General features: G+C 71.5%; 19 protein-coding genes. 8 read left to right on the top strand and 11 right to left on the bottom strand.

Going from position 1 to position 14811, the window contains the following annotated elements; all coding sequences use genetic code 11:
• Positions 1-77 precede the first annotated feature (77 nt).
• Positions 78-368: a PqqD family protein gene (locus BM236_RS03330; protein WP_091120209.1), complete on the bottom strand. Its 291-nt coding sequence runs from the start codon at positions 366-368 to the stop codon at positions 78-80.
• A complete protein-coding gene (locus BM236_RS03335) occupies positions 361-1782 on the bottom strand; it encodes a tyrosine-protein kinase domain-containing protein (RefSeq protein WP_175507529.1) in 1422 nt (473 codons plus the stop codon). The genes BM236_RS03330 and BM236_RS03335 overlap by 8 nt, the downstream gene beginning before the upstream one ends.
• Positions 1783-1870: 88 nt before the next feature.
• On the opposite strand from BM236_RS03335, the gene BM236_RS03340 reads away from it, so the two are divergent.
• The 5 genes from BM236_RS03340 (at position 1871) to BM236_RS03360 (ending at position 5452) form a co-directional block, all read left to right on the top strand.
• Positions 1871-2692 (top strand): hypothetical protein, encoded by an 822-nt coding sequence (locus BM236_RS03340; RefSeq protein ID WP_091120214.1) that lies wholly within the window; start codon positions 1871-1873, stop codon positions 2690-2692.
• Positions 2689-2949: a hypothetical protein gene (locus tag BM236_RS03345; RefSeq protein WP_091120216.1), complete on the top strand. Its 261-nt coding sequence runs from the start codon at positions 2689-2691 to the stop codon at positions 2947-2949. Before BM236_RS03340 ends, BM236_RS03345 begins: the two co-directional genes overlap by 4 nt.
• A gap of 157 nt (positions 2950-3106) precedes the next feature.
• Entirely contained in the window at positions 3107-3553 is a 447-nt protein-coding gene (locus BM236_RS03350) for a hypothetical protein (RefSeq protein ID WP_091120218.1), read from the top strand.
• A 4-nt stretch (positions 3554-3557) separates the two neighbouring features.
• On the top strand, positions 3558-4478 hold the full coding sequence (locus BM236_RS03355; RefSeq protein ID WP_139230016.1) for a nucleotidyltransferase family protein: 921 nt from the start codon (positions 3558-3560) through the stop codon (positions 4476-4478).
• A gap of 167 nt (positions 4479-4645) precedes the next feature.
• Positions 4646-5452 (top strand): hypothetical protein, encoded by an 807-nt coding sequence (locus BM236_RS03360; protein WP_139230017.1) that lies wholly within the window; start codon positions 4646-4648, stop codon positions 5450-5452.
• Between the two features lie 15 nt (positions 5453-5467).
• Here BM236_RS03360 and BM236_RS03365 read toward each other — a convergent pair whose 3' ends face one another.
• From BM236_RS03365 to BM236_RS03395, 7 genes are all read right to left on the bottom strand, one after another.
• The gene (locus BM236_RS03365; protein WP_091120224.1) at positions 5468-5821 is read right to left on the bottom strand and encodes a phosphomannose isomerase type II C-terminal cupin domain; all 354 of its coding nucleotides are present in this window, start codon (positions 5819-5821) and stop codon (positions 5468-5470) included.
• 50 nt (positions 5822-5871) lie between these two features.
• Positions 5872-6159: a DUF2516 family protein gene (locus BM236_RS03370; protein ID WP_091120226.1), complete on the bottom strand. Its 288-nt coding sequence runs from the start codon at positions 6157-6159 to the stop codon at positions 5872-5874.
• 82 nt (positions 6160-6241) lie between these two features.
• Complete coding sequence (locus BM236_RS03375) at positions 6242-6868, bottom strand: hypothetical protein (RefSeq protein ID WP_091120229.1); 627 nt, start codon at positions 6866-6868, stop codon at positions 6242-6244.
• 25 nt (positions 6869-6893) lie between these two features.
• On the bottom strand, positions 6894-7292 hold the full coding sequence (locus BM236_RS03380; RefSeq protein ID WP_091120230.1) for a helix-turn-helix domain-containing protein: 399 nt from the start codon (positions 7290-7292) through the stop codon (positions 6894-6896).
• A gap of 52 nt (positions 7293-7344) precedes the next feature.
• On the bottom strand, positions 7345-7623 hold the full coding sequence (locus tag BM236_RS03385; protein WP_091120233.1) for a hypothetical protein: 279 nt from the start codon (positions 7621-7623) through the stop codon (positions 7345-7347).
• Positions 7623-8555, bottom strand: a complete 933-nt coding sequence (locus BM236_RS03390) for an asparaginase (protein ID WP_091120235.1) — start codon at positions 8553-8555, stop codon at positions 7623-7625. The genes BM236_RS03385 and BM236_RS03390 overlap by 1 nt, the downstream gene beginning before the upstream one ends.
• A gap of 38 nt (positions 8556-8593) precedes the next feature.
• Positions 8594-9997: an MDR family MFS transporter gene (locus tag BM236_RS03395; RefSeq protein WP_091120238.1), complete on the bottom strand. Its 1404-nt coding sequence runs from the start codon at positions 9995-9997 to the stop codon at positions 8594-8596.
• 64 nt (positions 9998-10061) lie between these two features.
• Here BM236_RS03395 and BM236_RS03400 point away from each other — a divergent pair, with 64 nt between their 5' ends.
• Both BM236_RS03400 and cysC read left to right on the top strand, forming a co-directional pair.
• Positions 10062-10661: a TetR/AcrR family transcriptional regulator gene (locus tag BM236_RS03400; protein ID WP_091120240.1), complete on the top strand. Its 600-nt coding sequence runs from the start codon at positions 10062-10064 to the stop codon at positions 10659-10661.
• 24 nt (positions 10662-10685) lie between these two features.
• Positions 10686-12281: an adenylyl-sulfate kinase gene (gene cysC, locus BM236_RS03405; protein WP_091120242.1), complete on the top strand. Its 1596-nt coding sequence runs from the start codon at positions 10686-10688 to the stop codon at positions 12279-12281.
• A gap of 141 nt (positions 12282-12422) precedes the next feature.
• Here the strand turns inward: cysC and BM236_RS03410 are convergent, their stop codons facing one another.
• Entirely contained in the window at positions 12423-12602 is a 180-nt protein-coding gene (locus BM236_RS03410) for a hypothetical protein (RefSeq protein ID WP_091120245.1), read from the bottom strand.
• Positions 12603-12720: 118 nt separating this feature from the next.
• Here BM236_RS03410 and BM236_RS03415 point away from each other — a divergent pair, with 118 nt between their 5' ends.
• On the top strand, positions 12721-13680 hold the full coding sequence (locus BM236_RS03415) for a sulfite exporter TauE/SafE family protein (protein WP_091120247.1): 960 nt from the start codon (positions 12721-12723) through the stop codon (positions 13678-13680).
• A gap of 310 nt (positions 13681-13990) precedes the next feature.
• On the opposite strand, the gene BM236_RS03420 is transcribed toward BM236_RS03415, so the two are convergent.
• Entirely contained in the window at positions 13991-14773 is a 783-nt protein-coding gene (locus BM236_RS03420) for a 3'(2'),5'-bisphosphate nucleotidase CysQ (protein WP_245750107.1), read from the bottom strand.
• Positions 14774-14811: the final 38 nt, after the last annotated feature.

Raw genomic sequence — 14811 nt, forward strand, 5'->3', positions numbered from 1 at the left:
CCGCTAGGCGAGGGCGTATCGAGACCACCTGATCGCTGGTCGAGGAGGGCGCGCAGCGCCCGTCTCGAAACCAGGCGTCAGCTGCGTGCGAGCAGGTCCCGCTCCAGCAGATCGGCGACGAACGCCAGCACGGCCGGCCGTACGGTCTCGACCGTCTCGCCGTAGTGGTCCGCGACGTCCTCGACCAGCGCATCGACGGTGAGCGGCGTCGCGAGCCGACCCCACATCAGCTGACCGGACCCCTCGAGCACCACCGGCGGTCGCGCCAGCCGGTCCAGGTCGAGGAGCACGGCGCGCTCCTCCCCGTCGACGAACGCGACCCCAGGCCGGTGGACGACCGTGACGCCGCCGTCGAGCGGCTCAGGCACCCGGCTCGGCGACCGGCTCGGCCGACTGCGGGGTGCGGTCGCGCCGGTAGCCGTAGTAGGCGTAGGACCCGGCCCGGTCGTGCCGCGCGGAGACCCGGTTGAGCACGACGCCGAGCACCCGTCCGTTGACGGTCGTGATCGAGCCCAGGCAGGTCTCGAGCTCGGCGTCGACGGTCGCTCCCGAGGAGATGACCAGCATGACGCCGTCGGTGGCAGTGCTCAGCAGGGCGGCGTCGGTCACCGGCAGCAGTGGCGGCGCGTCGAGGACGACGATGTGGTCCTGCGCGAGCTTCTCGACGAGCGTGCGCATCGCGCGGGAGCCGAGCAGCTCGCTCGGGTTGGGCGGGATCGCCCCGGCCGCGAGCACGCGCAGCGAGGTGAAGCCGGCCGGCGTCTGCAGCGCGTCCTCGACGGACACCTGCCCGGTGAGGACATTGGTCAGGCCGACCGCGCCGTCGACCGCGAAGGAGGCCGCCACGGTGGGCCGGCGCAGGTCGGCGTCGATGAGGATCACCGGCTGGCCGGTCGACTCGAGGGCAGCGGCGATGTTGGCGGCGACCGTGGACTTGCCGTCACCGGGTCGCGGGCTGGTGATCACCAGGCTGCGCGGCGGGTTGTCGACGTCCATGAACATGAGGTTGGTGCGCAGCTTGCGGAACGCCTCGGCGGCGGCCGAGCCCGCCTCGTCGGTGTCGTGCAGGGCCAGTGTGGCGGCGGCGCCGGGCTCGTGACGCAGCGTCGGGGCGGTGGGGATGCTCGCGACGACCGGGATGCCGAAGTGGCTCTCCACGTCGTCGGCGCTGCGCAGCCGCCGGTCGAGGGTGCTGCGCAGGACGGCGTACCCGAGCGCGAGCAGGCAGCCGAGCACGAAGGCGATCGCCAGGTTGCGCTCGGGGCGCGGTGAGGCGGGCGAGCCCGGCAGGGCGGCGGACTCCTGCGGGACGATCCGCGGGGTGCCGTCGCTGGGCGGGCCGGCGGGCGACTCGATGGCCTGCACCTGGACCGCAAGCGCCGCCACCCACGCGTCGGCGAGCTGCTGCGCCTCCTTCGGGCTGGCGGACTCGGCGACGATGTTGAGGTAGACGGTGTCGACGGGCTGGCTGACGGTGATGTGCGAGACGAGCGCCGACGGCGTCGTGTGGAGACCGAGCTCGTCGATGACCGTCTGCGCGGTCGCGCGGCTCTTGGCGACGGCGATGTAGGACGTCGCCCGGGACTTGGCCAGCTGGTCGGTCACCGAGCCGAGGGCGGCGTTGTCGGAGGAACCCGTTCCGACGAACCCGGCCGCGTTGGCCGCGTAGACAGGCGTCTGCAGCGCTGTGAAGAGCGCCCCGGCCGCGCACGTGCCGACGATGAGGAGGAGCACACCGATCCAGTGGTTGCGAACAGCGCGCCAGTAGTCCTGCAGTTCCAAAGCCCGGGGCCCCTCTGGTGAGAAGAAGAAGAGCGGCGCAGTCCCGAGTTCTCCGGTCAGCCGCGTGGGCAATCCTTACACTTCCAGCATGCCGCCGGGGTGGACTCCGCCAGATTGGGAGTCCCGACACATCGATCTCCTCGCCCTCGGCGTCCCGGTCCGCCTCCGCTGCTGGGGCGACGAGCCGGACGAGGTCGCGAAGCATGTCCGGCGGGCCTGGGCAGCGGCGATCGCCATTGCGCCCGCCGCTCCGTCGGTCGTGCTGGATGTCGTCGTCACGGCGGACGAGCAGGTCCGTACGACGGCCTCAGCCGCCGGCGCGATCGCCGATCCCTCGATCGAGATCGTGCTGCACATCCTCTCCGGTCGCGTCACGCTCGCGGCGATCGACCAGCAGGCCGGCCGGCTGTGGATGCTGCACGGCGCCGCCCTCGCCGACCCTGTGACAGGAGCCTCGGTGGCGCTGGTCGCCCCCTCGGGAACAGGGAAGTCCACCGCGGCGCGGACGCTCGGGCGCCGGTTCGGCTACCTCACCGACGAGACGACCGGCATCGGCGCCGACCTGACGATCCATCCACACGCCAAGCCCCTCTCCATCGTCCGGTCCGGCACCTTCGTCAAGGAGCAGGTCGGCCCCGCCGAGGTGGATCTGCTCCCGGGGCACGCGACGCCCGCGCTGCGGGCGATCCTGCTCCTCCGCCGTGACGGCACCCGGACGGTCGGGGTCGAACGCCTGCGCACGTCCATGGCCATCGCCGGGCTCGCTCCGGAGACGTCCTACCTCGGCCGCCTGCCCCGACCGCTCTCGTTCGTGGCGGGGGTCATCGAGCGGACCGCCGGGGTGTTCGACGTGCACTACGACGAGGCTGCGGACCTCGAGCCGGTCGTCGCCGATCTGGTGAGCCGATGAGGATCGTCCGCCGCCCGGTCACCGACGAGCTGCTGATCGACGGCGAGCTCGTCGTGCTCATCGATGACCAGGTGCTCGTGCTCAGTGAAGTGGCATCCACAGCCCTCCACGGCTTGGTGACAGACGTCTGGACCAGCTCGGAGGACCTCACCGCCTGCCTAGAGGCGTCCGTCGGGCTGCCCGAGGAGGGCGAGTCGGCGGTGTTCGCGCTGGTCAGCTCGCTGGAGAGCGCTGGGCTGGTCGACGTCGACCGCTGACCAGAGGCGACTGTCACCCGGGGAAACGTTCCTCCACAGGACCGCAAAACGGCTCAGGTGAGGTCTTGTCACGGCGGAGAGTCATCCCCTAGACGGGGTAATTCTGCGCCCCGCGGACCATCATGCGGTGACCTCGGGGCCCGCGAGGAGACCCTCCATGCGCAACACGTCGTCCGACGTCCCGAAGCAGCACACGACCCGCCGGGCGGTCCTCAAGGTCGGCGCCAACGCCGCCTGGGCGATCCCGGCGATCCAGATCGCCGCCGCGACGCCGGCGTTCGCCACGTCGACGACGTCCAGCCTCACGATCACAGTGACAGGCCACTCGAAGAACGGCGCCAACGGCACGATCAACTTCACGGTGACAGCAGCGGACTTCGCTGCCAGTGGCGTCACCGTGACGGCCACGGGGTCCATCCTCGCCGCCTCGTCCTACACGGCAACGGTCGGCTCCGTAGGAAAGGGCGCCTCAGTTGTCGGATCGCTCAACGTCAAGTTCGCCACCGGAAACGCGACCGGTCCGGTGACGCTGCAGGCCAAGGGGACCTCGGTCGCGTCACCGGTCAGCGTGGCTGCCCCCGGCAACGCCGTCGTGACGTTCTGAGATCATGAGCGTCGCAACAGTGGCGACGCTCGAGCTCGCCGAGGCCGTCGAGCTCGGCTACGTGCTGGTCGCCCGGGTCGCCGACAACGTCGGTGCCCGGGCGCTGGCCATCAAGGGACGCGTCAACGAGGCGCACGGACTGCGGGCTCCTCGAGCCTCGGCGGATGCGGACGTGCTCGTCGAGCCGACCCGACTCGACGACGTCGTCACCGGTCTGCTCGAGCTCGGGTGGCGCAAGGTTCCTACGCCGTCGGCACCCGCCTTCGCCTACCACTCGGTGACGCTCAATCATCCGCAGTGGCCGTGCGAGCTCGACGTCCACGACCGGTTCCCGGGCTTCCTCGCCGAACCGGACGTCGTCTTCGACGCGCTCTGGGCCGAGCGGACCGACCTGGCAGCGGCCAACGTCGCGGTCCCGGCCACCGGGATCTACGGCTCGACACTGGTCATGGGTCTGCATGCACTCCGCACGCCTAGCGATCAGCGCAACGGACGGGAGCTTGCCGGCCTGGTCGAGCGCCTCTCGTCCGAACGACTCAACCTCGCGCGGCTGCAGGATCTCGCCTCCGCGACAGGCTGCCTGGCCACCGCCAGGCCCCTCCTTCATGAACTCGGCGTCATGGTCCCCCACCACCCGAACGGAGACCGCCGGATCGTGGAGTGGGAGGTGCGACGTTCGACTGCGCAGACACGGAACCTCGGCTGGCTGCTGGCGGTCCGCCGTACGCCGCCATGGCGCTGGCCCGGGATCGTCCTCCGGGCCGTGCTCGCCGACGAGCCATATCTACGCCACTTCTACCCGCAGGCGCCGACTGGCAAGCGCGGTCTCTGGCTGGCCCGCTGGTGGCGTCTCAAAGTCGCGTTCCGCGATCTACCGGGTGCAGTCGGCACTGCTCGGCGCTTGCCGGGCACCGGCAGCCGCTGACGAGCTGATTGCCTCAGCCACCGCTCACCGGGGAAATCTTCATCCACAGGTCGGCAAATCCGGCTCCGGCGCGACGGGCGGCGACGCACGCTTGACCTGCGGCGGCAGGGGGCCTGACCGCAATCGCAGGTCGACTCGGGTGGACATGCACGACCCGGGGGGATCACGTGTCAACGAAGCCAGTCGACGAGCCGAAGCAGCAGCCCAGCCGGCGCACTGTGTTGCGCGCGGGAGCGCACGCCGCGTGGGCGGTGCCGGCCATCCAGATCGCGGCGGCCGCGCCCGCCTTCGCCGCTGGGTCCGGCGTCTATCCGACGTCCCAGCTCGGCCTCTCGGTGCTGGGCCACACCCGGCGCTCGGACGGCAGCGGCTTCATCATCGTGGAGCTCAGCGCAACCGGCGCGCCCGCCAAGAACGTCGTGGTGATGGTGAGCGGCTACAGCCGGCAGGGAGCGCCCGTCACGAGCGGCCCCTACGCGGTCGCGCTCGGCGACAAGGTGCGGGCGACGATCCCGCTGTCGTTCGGCAACCGTGCCCGGACGTTGACCGTCGTCGCCACCGGAACCACCAGCAACCTCGGCGGCGCGGCGGCAGGCGGCAAGACCGTCACCTACTCGGTCCCGACCACGGTCCAGAGCACCGTCAAGACGGCCGTGCTCAGTCTCGTCAAGCCCAGCGCGCCCCGGGTCACCTACGACTACGCCAACTGGCCCGCCGCATCGGCGATCAGCGCCACCGCGACGATCAGCACCGACCTGGCCGTCAAGAACGTGGTCTGGACGATGACCAACAGCGCGGGCGCCGTCCTCGCCACTGGGACCATCCCCAGCATGGTCGCCGGCGGGAGCGTCCAGGTGAGCGCGTCCGGCACGGCGGCGTGGTTGGAGACGCTGACGTTCTCCGCGAAGGCCACCACGAACGACACGCACGCCTATCCGGCGAGCCCGGCCACCGCCACGGCCTCCGCGTACTGAGCCGCGCGGCGCCTGCTACGCCTCGGCGCGGCCGAAGTCGTCCTCCAGCCGGACGATGTCGTCCTCGCCGAGGTAGGAGCCGCGCATGACCTCGATGATCACGAGCTCGGTGTCGTCGGCGTTGCCGATGCGGTGGGGTACGCCGACCTCGATGTCGATGCACTGGCCGAGCTCGGCCACCACGGTCTCGCCGTCGATGACGCAGGTCGCCCGGCCCTTGGCGACGACCCAGTGCTCGCCGCGGTGCTCGTGGGTCTGGTAGGACAGCCGCGAGTTCGGCCTGACGGTGATGCGCTTGACCTTGAAGCCGTCACCCTCGTCCAGCACCTGCCACGTGCCCCAGGGGCGAGTGTCCGTCTCTCCGATCACGGCGCCACCTTAGGCGAGCGGCGCAGCTTCGCGGGAGCCGGCCGGAGAAGTCAGCGGCGACGCAGGCCCGACAGCGCAGGGCGGACGTCGGCGAGGTAGACGAACGCGGCGATGGTGAAGGCGAGGTTGATGAAGGTCAGGGGCATCAGGCCAGGGATCGCCTGCAGCAGGACGGCGAGGCCCAGCACGATCGTCCAGCCCTGCTTGCTCCACTTGCCGGCCGCGCGGTAGTGGTCGGTCGAGAAGGTCAGGGCGCTGACGAACGCGAACAGCTTCACGGCGAGCAGGACGACGTAGACGACGACCATCACGGTGCCGGGGATGCTGAGCACGGACATGGTCTCGATCCTACGGGAGATGCACGAGGACCCGCCGCCGTCCGGAGGGACGAGGGCGGGTCCTCGAGTGGGCGATCGATGCTCAGGCGTCCTGGGCCGGGGTGGCCTTCCGGGCCGGAGCCTTCTGGGCCGGAGTCTTCTTCGCAGCCGGCGCCTTCTTGGCGGCCGGGGCCTTCTTCGCAGCCGGGGCCTTCTTCGCAGCCGGCGCCTTCTTGGCCGGGGCCTTCTTGGGCGCGGCCTTGCTCTCCGGCGCCGGCGCGGTGCCCTTGACGCTGACCGTCACCTCGGACGGTGCGGAGCCGCGGAGCTTGGCCACGAGCACCTCGCCGCGCTTGGCCAGGTCCTGGTAGGCCTCCACGGCGTCCGAGCCGGTCGCCTTGTAGAACGAGGTGACCTTGGCCGGGAGCGCCAGGGCGTCGGCCTGGATGGCCGCCACGCGGGACTCGGCCGCCGACCGGCGGGCCAGGGCCTCGGCGGTGAGGGAGATGACGCCGGCGGTCGCCTTCGACACAGCGGCATCGGCGAACGCCTTCGGCTCGAAGCCGATGACCTGCTTCTGGTAGCCCTCGACCCGCTTGGACACGGTGTCGACGGCGCCCTTGACGACGTCGACGGCGAGGTTGGCGACACCGGCGCCGGCGTACAGGGGCTTGGGCACGTCGACCTTGGGCAGGTCGACCTTGAGCTTGGCGATCTCGAACTTGGGCATGTGACTTCTCCTTAGGGGAGGGAGCTCAGGACTCGTCCGCGGAATCGGGCGGGCCGTCGTGACGGGCGTTGAGGGCGAGGAAGGACGCATACACGTCGAGCAGCGACTGCTTCTGTCGCTCGGTGAGCTGGGTGTCGCCGAGGATGGCGAGCTCGACCGAGCCGCCGACGCCGTCCTCGGGGTTGAGGATCCCGGCGTGCACGTAGAGCTGCTCGGCGGAGATCCGCAGGGCCTTGGCGATCTGCTGCAGCACCTCTGCCGAGGGCCTGCGCAGTCCGCGCTCGATCTGGCTGAGGTAGGGGTTCGAGACCCCCGCCTGGTCGGCCAGCTGACGCAGTGACAGCTGGGCCGAGACCCGCTGCTCCTTGAGGTAATCACCGAGGACACGCGCGGTCTGCGTGACCTTCTCCTTGCCTCTGACCATGCTTCCCAGCGTGCTAGCAGGTGCTAACAATTGCAAGCAGAGGTGGGCGGTGTCACAGCCTCCCGCGCACGACCAGCCAACCGGCGAGAGCGAGTCCGGTCAGCCCGACCAGGTCGGCGGTGACCAGGCCGTGGCTGGGCGTGACGGCGACGAGGACGCCGCCCTCCATCCGGTGGTCGAGGAGGAGCCACAGCACCGACAGCGCCCCGATCACGATCCCGCCCGCCCGGCCCAGACGCGGTGCGAACGCCGCCGCGATGACCAGCAGCGCCAGCACGATCCCCGTCCACGCAGCAGGGAACACGTTGTGGGTGAGGAGCGGCGGAAGCATCAGAAGGAGGCCCGGATCCCGCCGACCGGAACCCCGCCGCCGAGCAGCGAGTGCGTCCCGATGGCGTCGACCTCGGTCGACTCCACACCGATCCGTCGCAGCGCCTCGGCCATCACGACCGGGCGGGCACGGTCGCCGCCGTCGTCGATCTTCAGGGCGACGGCGCGCCCGTCCGGCAGTGCCACCGCATAGACCGCCTCGGCGCCCAGCTTGCCGATCGCGCCGGGCAGCGCCCGCAGGAGGCGCAGCTCGTCCCGCGCGGCACCGGAGACGTACTCGGGGAACTCGCGGATCGCGTCGGCCACCCGGCGCTCCGGTCCCTCGGTCGCCAGGGCGAGGGTGCGGAACGCGCCCGCCAGCCCGGTGAGCGACGCGGACAGCACGGGGGCGCCACATCCGTCGACTGCCACCTGCGCCGGCTCACCCGTGAGCGCCTCGAAGCGCCGCTGGATGAGCACCTGCAGCGGGTGGTCGGTCTCGACGTAGCCGGCGAGCTGCCAGTCGCGCACGACGCAGGTCGCGATCATCGCGGCGTGCTTCCCCGAGCAGTTCTGGGCGATCTTGCTCGGACCGCGGCCGTCCCGCAGCCACCGGTCCCGCACGCCCGGGTCGAAGGGGAGGTCCGCGATGTTGCCGAGCGCCTGCTCGGTGAGGCCCGCGGTCCCGAGGATCTCGCGTACGCCGGCCAGGTGGATCTCCTCGCCGGAGTGCGACGCGGCGGCCAGCGCGAGGAGCCGCGGCGGCAGGTCGAGCCCGAGCCCGACCATGGCGACGGCCTGGAGCGGCTTGTTGGTCGAGCGCGGCAGGATCGGCGAGGTCACGTCCCCGACCGACCACGCGACCCGGCCGTCGGCGTCCAGCGCCACGACCGATCCGTGGTGGCGCCCTTCGACGAACCCTGAGCGGACGATCTCGGCGACGGCGACAGACATGGGGGCAAGGCTATGCGGCCCCTGACCGGCCGCTCCGCCTAACCCTGCGCCGAGGCGGAGGTGCGCCCGGGCAGCATCAGCGCGAGCGCGGCGGCGAGGACGCCGAAGCCCGACGCCCACCAGAAGGCGCGGTCGAAGCCCGCGGCCGGGCCCAGGCCGGAGGTGGCGTGCTGCAGGATCACGGCGAGCAGGGCGACGCCGAAGGAGCCGCCGAGCTGCTGGGCCACCCGGGTGATGATGCTGGCGTGCGGAACCTCGGCGCGCTCGAGGCCGACATAGGCCGCCCCCATCATCGGCACCATGACGGCGCCCATCCCCAGGCCGCGCACGAACAGCGCGGCGCCGAGCAGCCAGTAGCTCGTCGAGGCGTCGGAGAAGGCGAACGGGACGGTGGCCGCGGCCACGACGAGGAAGCCCGCGACGGCCACCCAGCGCGGCCCGACCTGGTCGGTCAGCCGCCCGGCCGTCGTCCGTGAGACGAGTGCGCCGACACCCTGAGGGATCAGCAGCAGGCCCGCTGCCAGCGCCGTGCCGCCGCGTAGCTGCTGGTAGTACAGCGGGAGCAGCAGCATGGCGCCGTAGAGCACCGCGCCGGCGAGGAACATCAGCGCCGACGACGCGGCGAGGGGCCGGTGGGAGAACAGCCGTACGTCGACCAGCGCGTCGCCCTGCCGGCGTACGGCCCAGGCAAGGAACGCGAGGAGCAGGGCCGCGCCGGCGACGGCCGGAGCGAGGACCGAGGCCTGGCCGAAGCCACCGTCGGCGACGTTGGACAGGCCGTAGATGATCCCGACGACGGCCGGTGAGATGAGCAGCAGGCCGACCCAGTCGAGCCTGACCCGGCGGACCGGGCCGTCGGGCTCGAGCACGCGATAGGCGGCGAACAGGCCGACCAGGCACAACGGCACGTTGACGAGGAAGAGCCACCGCCAGTCGCCCCAGTGCAGGATCACGCCGCCGACCACCGGGCCGAGGATCGGGCCGAGGGCGGTGGGGAGGCTGACCGCGGCCATCAGCCTGCCGAGGTTCTGGCCGTGCGCGGCCTGCATGATCATCGTGATCATCAGCGGCATCATCACGCCACCGCCGAGACCCTGGACGACCCGGAACGCGATGAGGCTGCCCACGTCCCAGGCGAAGGAGCAGAGCACCGAGCCGAGCAGGAAGAGCGTGAGCGCGGCCAGCCAGAGCCGCTTGCCGCCGAAGCGCTGCTGCGCCCAGCCGGCGACCGGGATGGCGACGAACATCGCGAGCAGGTAGCCGGTGCTGATCCACTGGATCGCGTTGACACCGGCATGCAGGTCGGTGCCCAGCTCGTGGAGGGCGACGCTGACGATGGTGGTGTCGAAGATGACCGCGATCCCGCCGACGATGACCGCCATCGCCGTTCGCAGGACGTGCGGGTCGAGCTTGTCCGGCGCCTGTTCGACGGTGCTGGTCATGGCTGCTCCTGGAAGAAACGTTTTGGTTTCTTAGAACGATAGGCCGCTGCGATAAGATACGCAAATGGATCTTGTTGAGCCGCAACGCCGCCGCCGGGGATCCGAGCTCGAGACGGCGATCCTCGACGCGGCCTGGCAGCTGCTCGCCGAGCACGGCTACGGCGCTTTCACGATCGACGCCGTCGCACAGCGTGCCGGGACCAGCAAGCCGGTGATCTACCGCCGCTGGAAGGACAAGCACGAGCTCGTCCGCGCCGCCGTGCGGCAGGCCTCCCGCATCTCCCGGCGGCCGATGCCGGACACCGGAAGCCTGCGTGGGGACCTGTTGGCGCTGGCGGACCATGCCAACCGGGAGCGACTCCCCCTCGCCGCCATCATCACCGTCCACCTCGGCAGCTACTTCGAGGAGTCGGGCACCAGCCCCGCCGACCTGCGGGACGTCATCCTCGACGGCGGCACGACGGTGATGGACGCGCTGCTCGACCGGGCCGTCCAGCGCGGTGAGATCGATGGCGCACGTCTGACGCCTCGCATCCGCGACCTGCCCTTCTCCCTCTTCCGGCACGAGGTGCTGATGACGCTGCGGCCGGTGCCGCAGAAGGTGATGGAGGAGATCATCGACACGATCTTCCTACCGCTGGTCACCGACGATGACCGACCCTGATCCCCGGGTGGTCGTGGTGGGAGGATGTCCGGCGTGCCCGCGCCGCAGTTCCACCCGACCCAGCCCGAGCTCGACGACCTGGAGCTGATCGCCTCAGGGGCGCTCCCCGGGCCGCTGTCGCTGCAGCTCCCGGCCGAGGTGGAGGCGGCCGCCGTCGACGCCGGCGCGGTCGAGCTGGTCGACCCCGAGGGGCTGCCGCTGGCCTCGGTGGCGTGGCCGTCGGGCGAGGTGAGCGCCCTGGCCCGGCCGGCGTACGGACCCTTCCGCCGGCTCTACCTGACCCCCGCGGAGGCACGCGAGCAGCACCCGGACGGGTTCACGGCGGTCCTCGTCGGCGGCATCGCCGACCGCCCGTCGGTCCTGCGCGCGGCGCTGGCCGAGCACGGGAGCGTCGTGGCGATCCCGGTCGAGCCGAACGACCCGCGGCTGCCGCAGGTGCTCGAGGCGTACGGCGGCCCGGCGATCGCTCCTCCGGTCCTGCTGCCCGGCCCGAAGCCCGCCGAGCAGGGCCTGGTCGTCTTCTTCACCGGCCTGTCGGGCAGCGGCAAGTCGACCCTGGCCCGCGCGCTGGTCGACCTCATCCTCGAGCAGGGCGCCCGATCGGTCACGAGCCTCGACGGAGACGTCGTGCGTCGCAACCTGTCGGCCGGGCTGACCTTCTCCAAGGAGGACCGCGAGACCAACATCCGCCGGATCGGTTGGGTCGCGGCCGAGATCTCGCGCCACGGCGGGGTCGCGATCTGCAGCCCGATCGCGCCCTTCGACGCGACCCGGCAGGACGTGCGCTCCTCCGTCGCCGACGCCGGCGGGGCGTTCTTCCTGGTCCACGTGGCGACGCCCCTGGAGGAGTGCGAGCGGCGCGACCGCAAGGGGCTCTACGCCAAGGCACGGGCCGGCGAGATCCCGGAGTTCACCGGCATCTCCTCCCCCTACGAGGCACCGGCGGACGCCGACGTCGTCGTCGACACCACCGGCCGCTCGGTCGAGGACGCGCTCGGGGACGTGCTCGCCGGGCTGCGCTCGCGGGGCTATCTCGACCTGGCGAACCCGCTGGTTGAGGAGGTGGCGCAGCAACCGTCTCGAAGCCAGCGGTCGAAACCGCTCGAGGTGCTCTTCGTCTGTACCGCCAACATCTGCCGCTCGCCTTTCATGGAGCTGACCGCGCAACGCCTGGTGCCGGACGAGACCGACATGGTGTTCTCGAGCGCCGGGACGCGCGGGTTCGACGCCGCTGGGATGGACCCCGCGATGGCGGCCCGGGTCCAGGGCGACACGACCGCGTTCCGCAGCCGTCCACTGACCCGGGAGCTGCTGGACCGGGCGGACCTGGTGCTGACCGCCGAGGCGAGCCACCGGACGTTCATCCTCGACGAGCAGCCGGGCCTCTTCCGCAAGGTCTTCACCCTCGGTCAGCTCGCGGCGGCGATCCAGCGCCAGGAGACGGGTCTACCTCGGGAGGAGCTGCTGGCCCGGCTGGCTCAGTCCCGCGGCAGCGCCGACCCGGCCCTCGACGTGACCGATCCCTATCGACGGGGCCCCGAGGCTGCGGCGCACGCGGCGGCGCGGATCGAGCGACTGCTCGACGTCATCCTCCCGGCGCTGGCCCGTCAGCGCGAGTGACGCTCGACGTGCGGGCAGCGGTCGGCGTACTTGCGACGGCACCTCGCCGCCCGTCTCCATCGTCTCCATAGGCGCACAGCGGCACGCTAGGACGCCGAGTAAAGAGACGTCGGCGTTACCGGAGGTTTGTGGAGGAACCGTTCACCAGACGGCGCGGCTGGTCTGGACCGGGATGTCCAGCTCCGGCAGCTCGCGCTCGGGAGAGGCCTCGAGGTGACGGTCACCCGCCGCGAAGATGCGACCGACGACGAGCCCGACCACCACGGAGCAGATGCACCACCCCAGCAGCCCGAGGGTCAGCGTCAGCGCAAGTGTCGTCACAGCCCCCCCTTCGGCAGGTCCAGGTCACACCTGAGGAGTCCCGCCTTTCCGCTCCCATTCTTCCCACGATCCGGTCGACACAAACGTTCAGGCGGACCCCTGGCAGGATGGCGCCACCATGCACGACCTCTTCACGACCGACGCGCTCTCGGTGCTCATCGTCAGCTTCGGGGTCGGCATCGTCGTCGGTCTCACCGGGATGGGCGGGGGCGCTCTCATGACGCCGGCGCTCATCTTCCTCGGGATCAACCCGTCCGCTGCGGTCGCCAACGACCTGGTCGCGGCCGCGGTCAACAAGTCGGTCGGCGCCGGCGTCCACTGGCGGCAGGGCTCCCCCAACCTGCGGCTCGCGCTCTACCTCATCGCCGGATCGGTGCCCTTCGCGCTGGCCGGTGGCTTCATCGTGAAGTACCTCGGCGGCGACGACACCGAGACGTTCCTGACCTACGCGATCGGCGTGGCCCTGCTGTTCGCGGCGGCGTCGTACACCCTGCGGATGTACCTCCAGCTGCGGATCATCTCCAGCGGCCGCAAGACCAGCCCGAACATCGAGGTGCGCCCGGTGCCGACGGTGCTCGTGGGCGCGCTCGGCGGATTGCTGGTCGGCATCACGTCGGTGGGCTCCGGCTCGCTGATCATGGTGGCGCTCCTGCTGCTCTACCCGACGCTGTCCGCGGTCAAGCTCGTTGGCACCGACCTCATCCAGGCCGTGCCGCTGGTGCTGGCCGCGGCGATCGGACACGTCGCGACCTCAGGCGTGGACGTCGGCGTCCTGGTGCCGCTCATCATCGGAGGTACGCCGGGCACGTTCCTCGGCGCGCGCGCGGCCCAATGGGTCGGTCAGTCGGTGATCCGCCGCGGCATCGTCATCGTGCTGTCGCTGACCGGGCTGAAGATGCTCGGCGTCTCGCCGACCTGGGTCGGCATCATCGGCGCGGGCCTGCTGCTGCTCGGACCGCTGGCGTGGGGGCTCGTCCGGCAGACGGCCGGCCTTCCTGCCTTCGACCCGAACTCGGGCGCCTGGCAGCTCGGCCGGGACCGGGAGCAGTCGGGGAGCTCCGGGGCCGAGGAGCGCTAGACCGCCCGGTCCGCCGGTACCCCACATTGGGGATGCCGCGATTCTTCACCCACAGCGCCGTCGTCCCGACCGCTGCAATGGCGGCATGCAGAACCACACCATCGAGCCGCACCCCTGCCCCGACTGCGGGCACCTCGTGTATCGGCCGCTGGTGGCCTCGGTGTGCCATCCGCAGCAGACCTGTCGCGCGGTGCTCCACGATCCTGATGACAGCACCCATCGGTGCGACTGCCCGAGTCCGGTCCATCGGGTGCCGACGTCCAGGCCCCGGCACCGGATCACCGACGCGGCCGCCAGCTGACCCGAGGCGTCACTCGATCCCGTGACGCTCGATGAACTCCAGGATCGGGCCGGCCAGCTCGGGACGGCACACGACGACATCGGGCAGGTAGGGGTCGGCGCGGTTGTAGACCAGCGCTGAGCCGTCGACCCGGGACGTGTGCAGCCCGGCGGCGGCCGCCACGGCGACGGGCGCGGCGGAGTCCCACTCGTACTGCCCGCCCGCGTGCACGTAGCCGTCTGCCACGTCCCGCACGACGCTCATCATCTTCACGCCGGCCGAGCCCATGGGGACGAGCTCCGCACCGAGAGAGTCGGCCAGGGCGGTCACGAAGGCCGGCGGCCGGGAGCGGGACACCGCGATCCGCGGTGGCAGGCCGGCGCGGTGCGAGCCCGCTCCGAGGCCGGGTACGACGGGCGGGCGGCCGGTGTGGAAGGTCTCCCCCAGCGCCGGCTGCGCGACCGCCCCGGCCACGAGGGAGCCGGCGGACCACAGCGCGACGTGGACCGCCCAGTCGTCGCGCGGCGGCTCGGAGAACTCGCGGGTGCCGTCGAGGGGGTCGATGATCCACACGCGCGAGGCGGTCAGCCGGCCGGAGTCGCCATGGGTCTCCGCGGACTCCTCGGAGAGCACCGCGTCGTGGGGCCGGTGGATCCCGAGGAGCTCGGCGAGCAGGGCCTGCGCGGCCGCGTCGCCCGCGTCCTTCAGCTCGCGACCCTCGAGCCCGGAGGTCGCCCGGACCTCCAGCAGCCGGGCCCCGGCCTGCTCGGCCAGCCAGGCGGCGAACTCGTGGTCGTCAGTCGGCGCAGTCACGCCGGGCACCCTACCGAGTCTCGATACGCTCGCTGGCG

Source organism: Nocardioides terrae (assembly GCF_900112345.1).
In the GTDB taxonomy this organism is placed as follows: Bacteria; Actinomycetota; Actinomycetes; order Propionibacteriales; family Nocardioidaceae; genus Nocardioides; species Nocardioides terrae.

Excerpts from the sequence above, each read along its gene's own strand:
- BM236_RS03340 (WP_091120214.1), top strand. The coding sequence starts at position 1,871 with ATGCCGCCGGGGTGGACTCCGCCAGATTGGGAGTCCCGACACATCGAT.
- BM236_RS03345 (WP_091120216.1), top strand. The coding sequence starts at position 2,689 with ATGAGGATCGTCCGCCGCCCGGTCACCGACGAGCTGCTGATCGACGGC.
- BM236_RS03350 (WP_091120218.1), top strand. The coding sequence starts at position 3,107 with ATGCGCAACACGTCGTCCGACGTCCCGAAGCAGCACACGACCCGCCGG.
- BM236_RS03355 (WP_139230016.1), top strand. The coding sequence starts at position 3,558 with ATGAGCGTCGCAACAGTGGCGACGCTCGAGCTCGCCGAGGCCGTCGAG.
- BM236_RS03370 (WP_091120226.1), bottom strand. The coding sequence starts at position 6,159 with ATGTCCGTGCTCAGCATCCCCGGCACCGTGATGGTCGTCGTCTACGTC.
- BM236_RS03375 (WP_091120229.1), bottom strand. The coding sequence starts at position 6,868 with ATGCCCAAGTTCGAGATCGCCAAGCTCAAGGTCGACCTGCCCAAGGTC.
- BM236_RS03380 (WP_091120230.1), bottom strand. The coding sequence starts at position 7,292 with ATGGTCAGAGGCAAGGAGAAGGTCACGCAGACCGCGCGTGTCCTCGGT.
- BM236_RS03385 (WP_091120233.1), bottom strand. The coding sequence starts at position 7,623 with ATGCTTCCGCCGCTCCTCACCCACAACGTGTTCCCTGCTGCGTGGACG.
- BM236_RS03390 (WP_091120235.1), bottom strand. The coding sequence starts at position 8,555 with ATGTCTGTCGCCGTCGCCGAGATCGTCCGCTCAGGGTTCGTCGAAGGG.
- BM236_RS03395 (WP_091120238.1), bottom strand. The coding sequence starts at position 9,997 with ATGACCAGCACCGTCGAACAGGCGCCGGACAAGCTCGACCCGCACGTC.
- BM236_RS03400 (WP_091120240.1), top strand. The coding sequence starts at position 10,062 with ATGGATCTTGTTGAGCCGCAACGCCGCCGCCGGGGATCCGAGCTCGAG.
- cysC (WP_091120242.1), top strand. The coding sequence starts at position 10,686 with ATGTCCGGCGTGCCCGCGCCGCAGTTCCACCCGACCCAGCCCGAGCTC.
- BM236_RS03415 (WP_091120247.1), top strand. The coding sequence starts at position 12,721 with ATGCACGACCTCTTCACGACCGACGCGCTCTCGGTGCTCATCGTCAGC.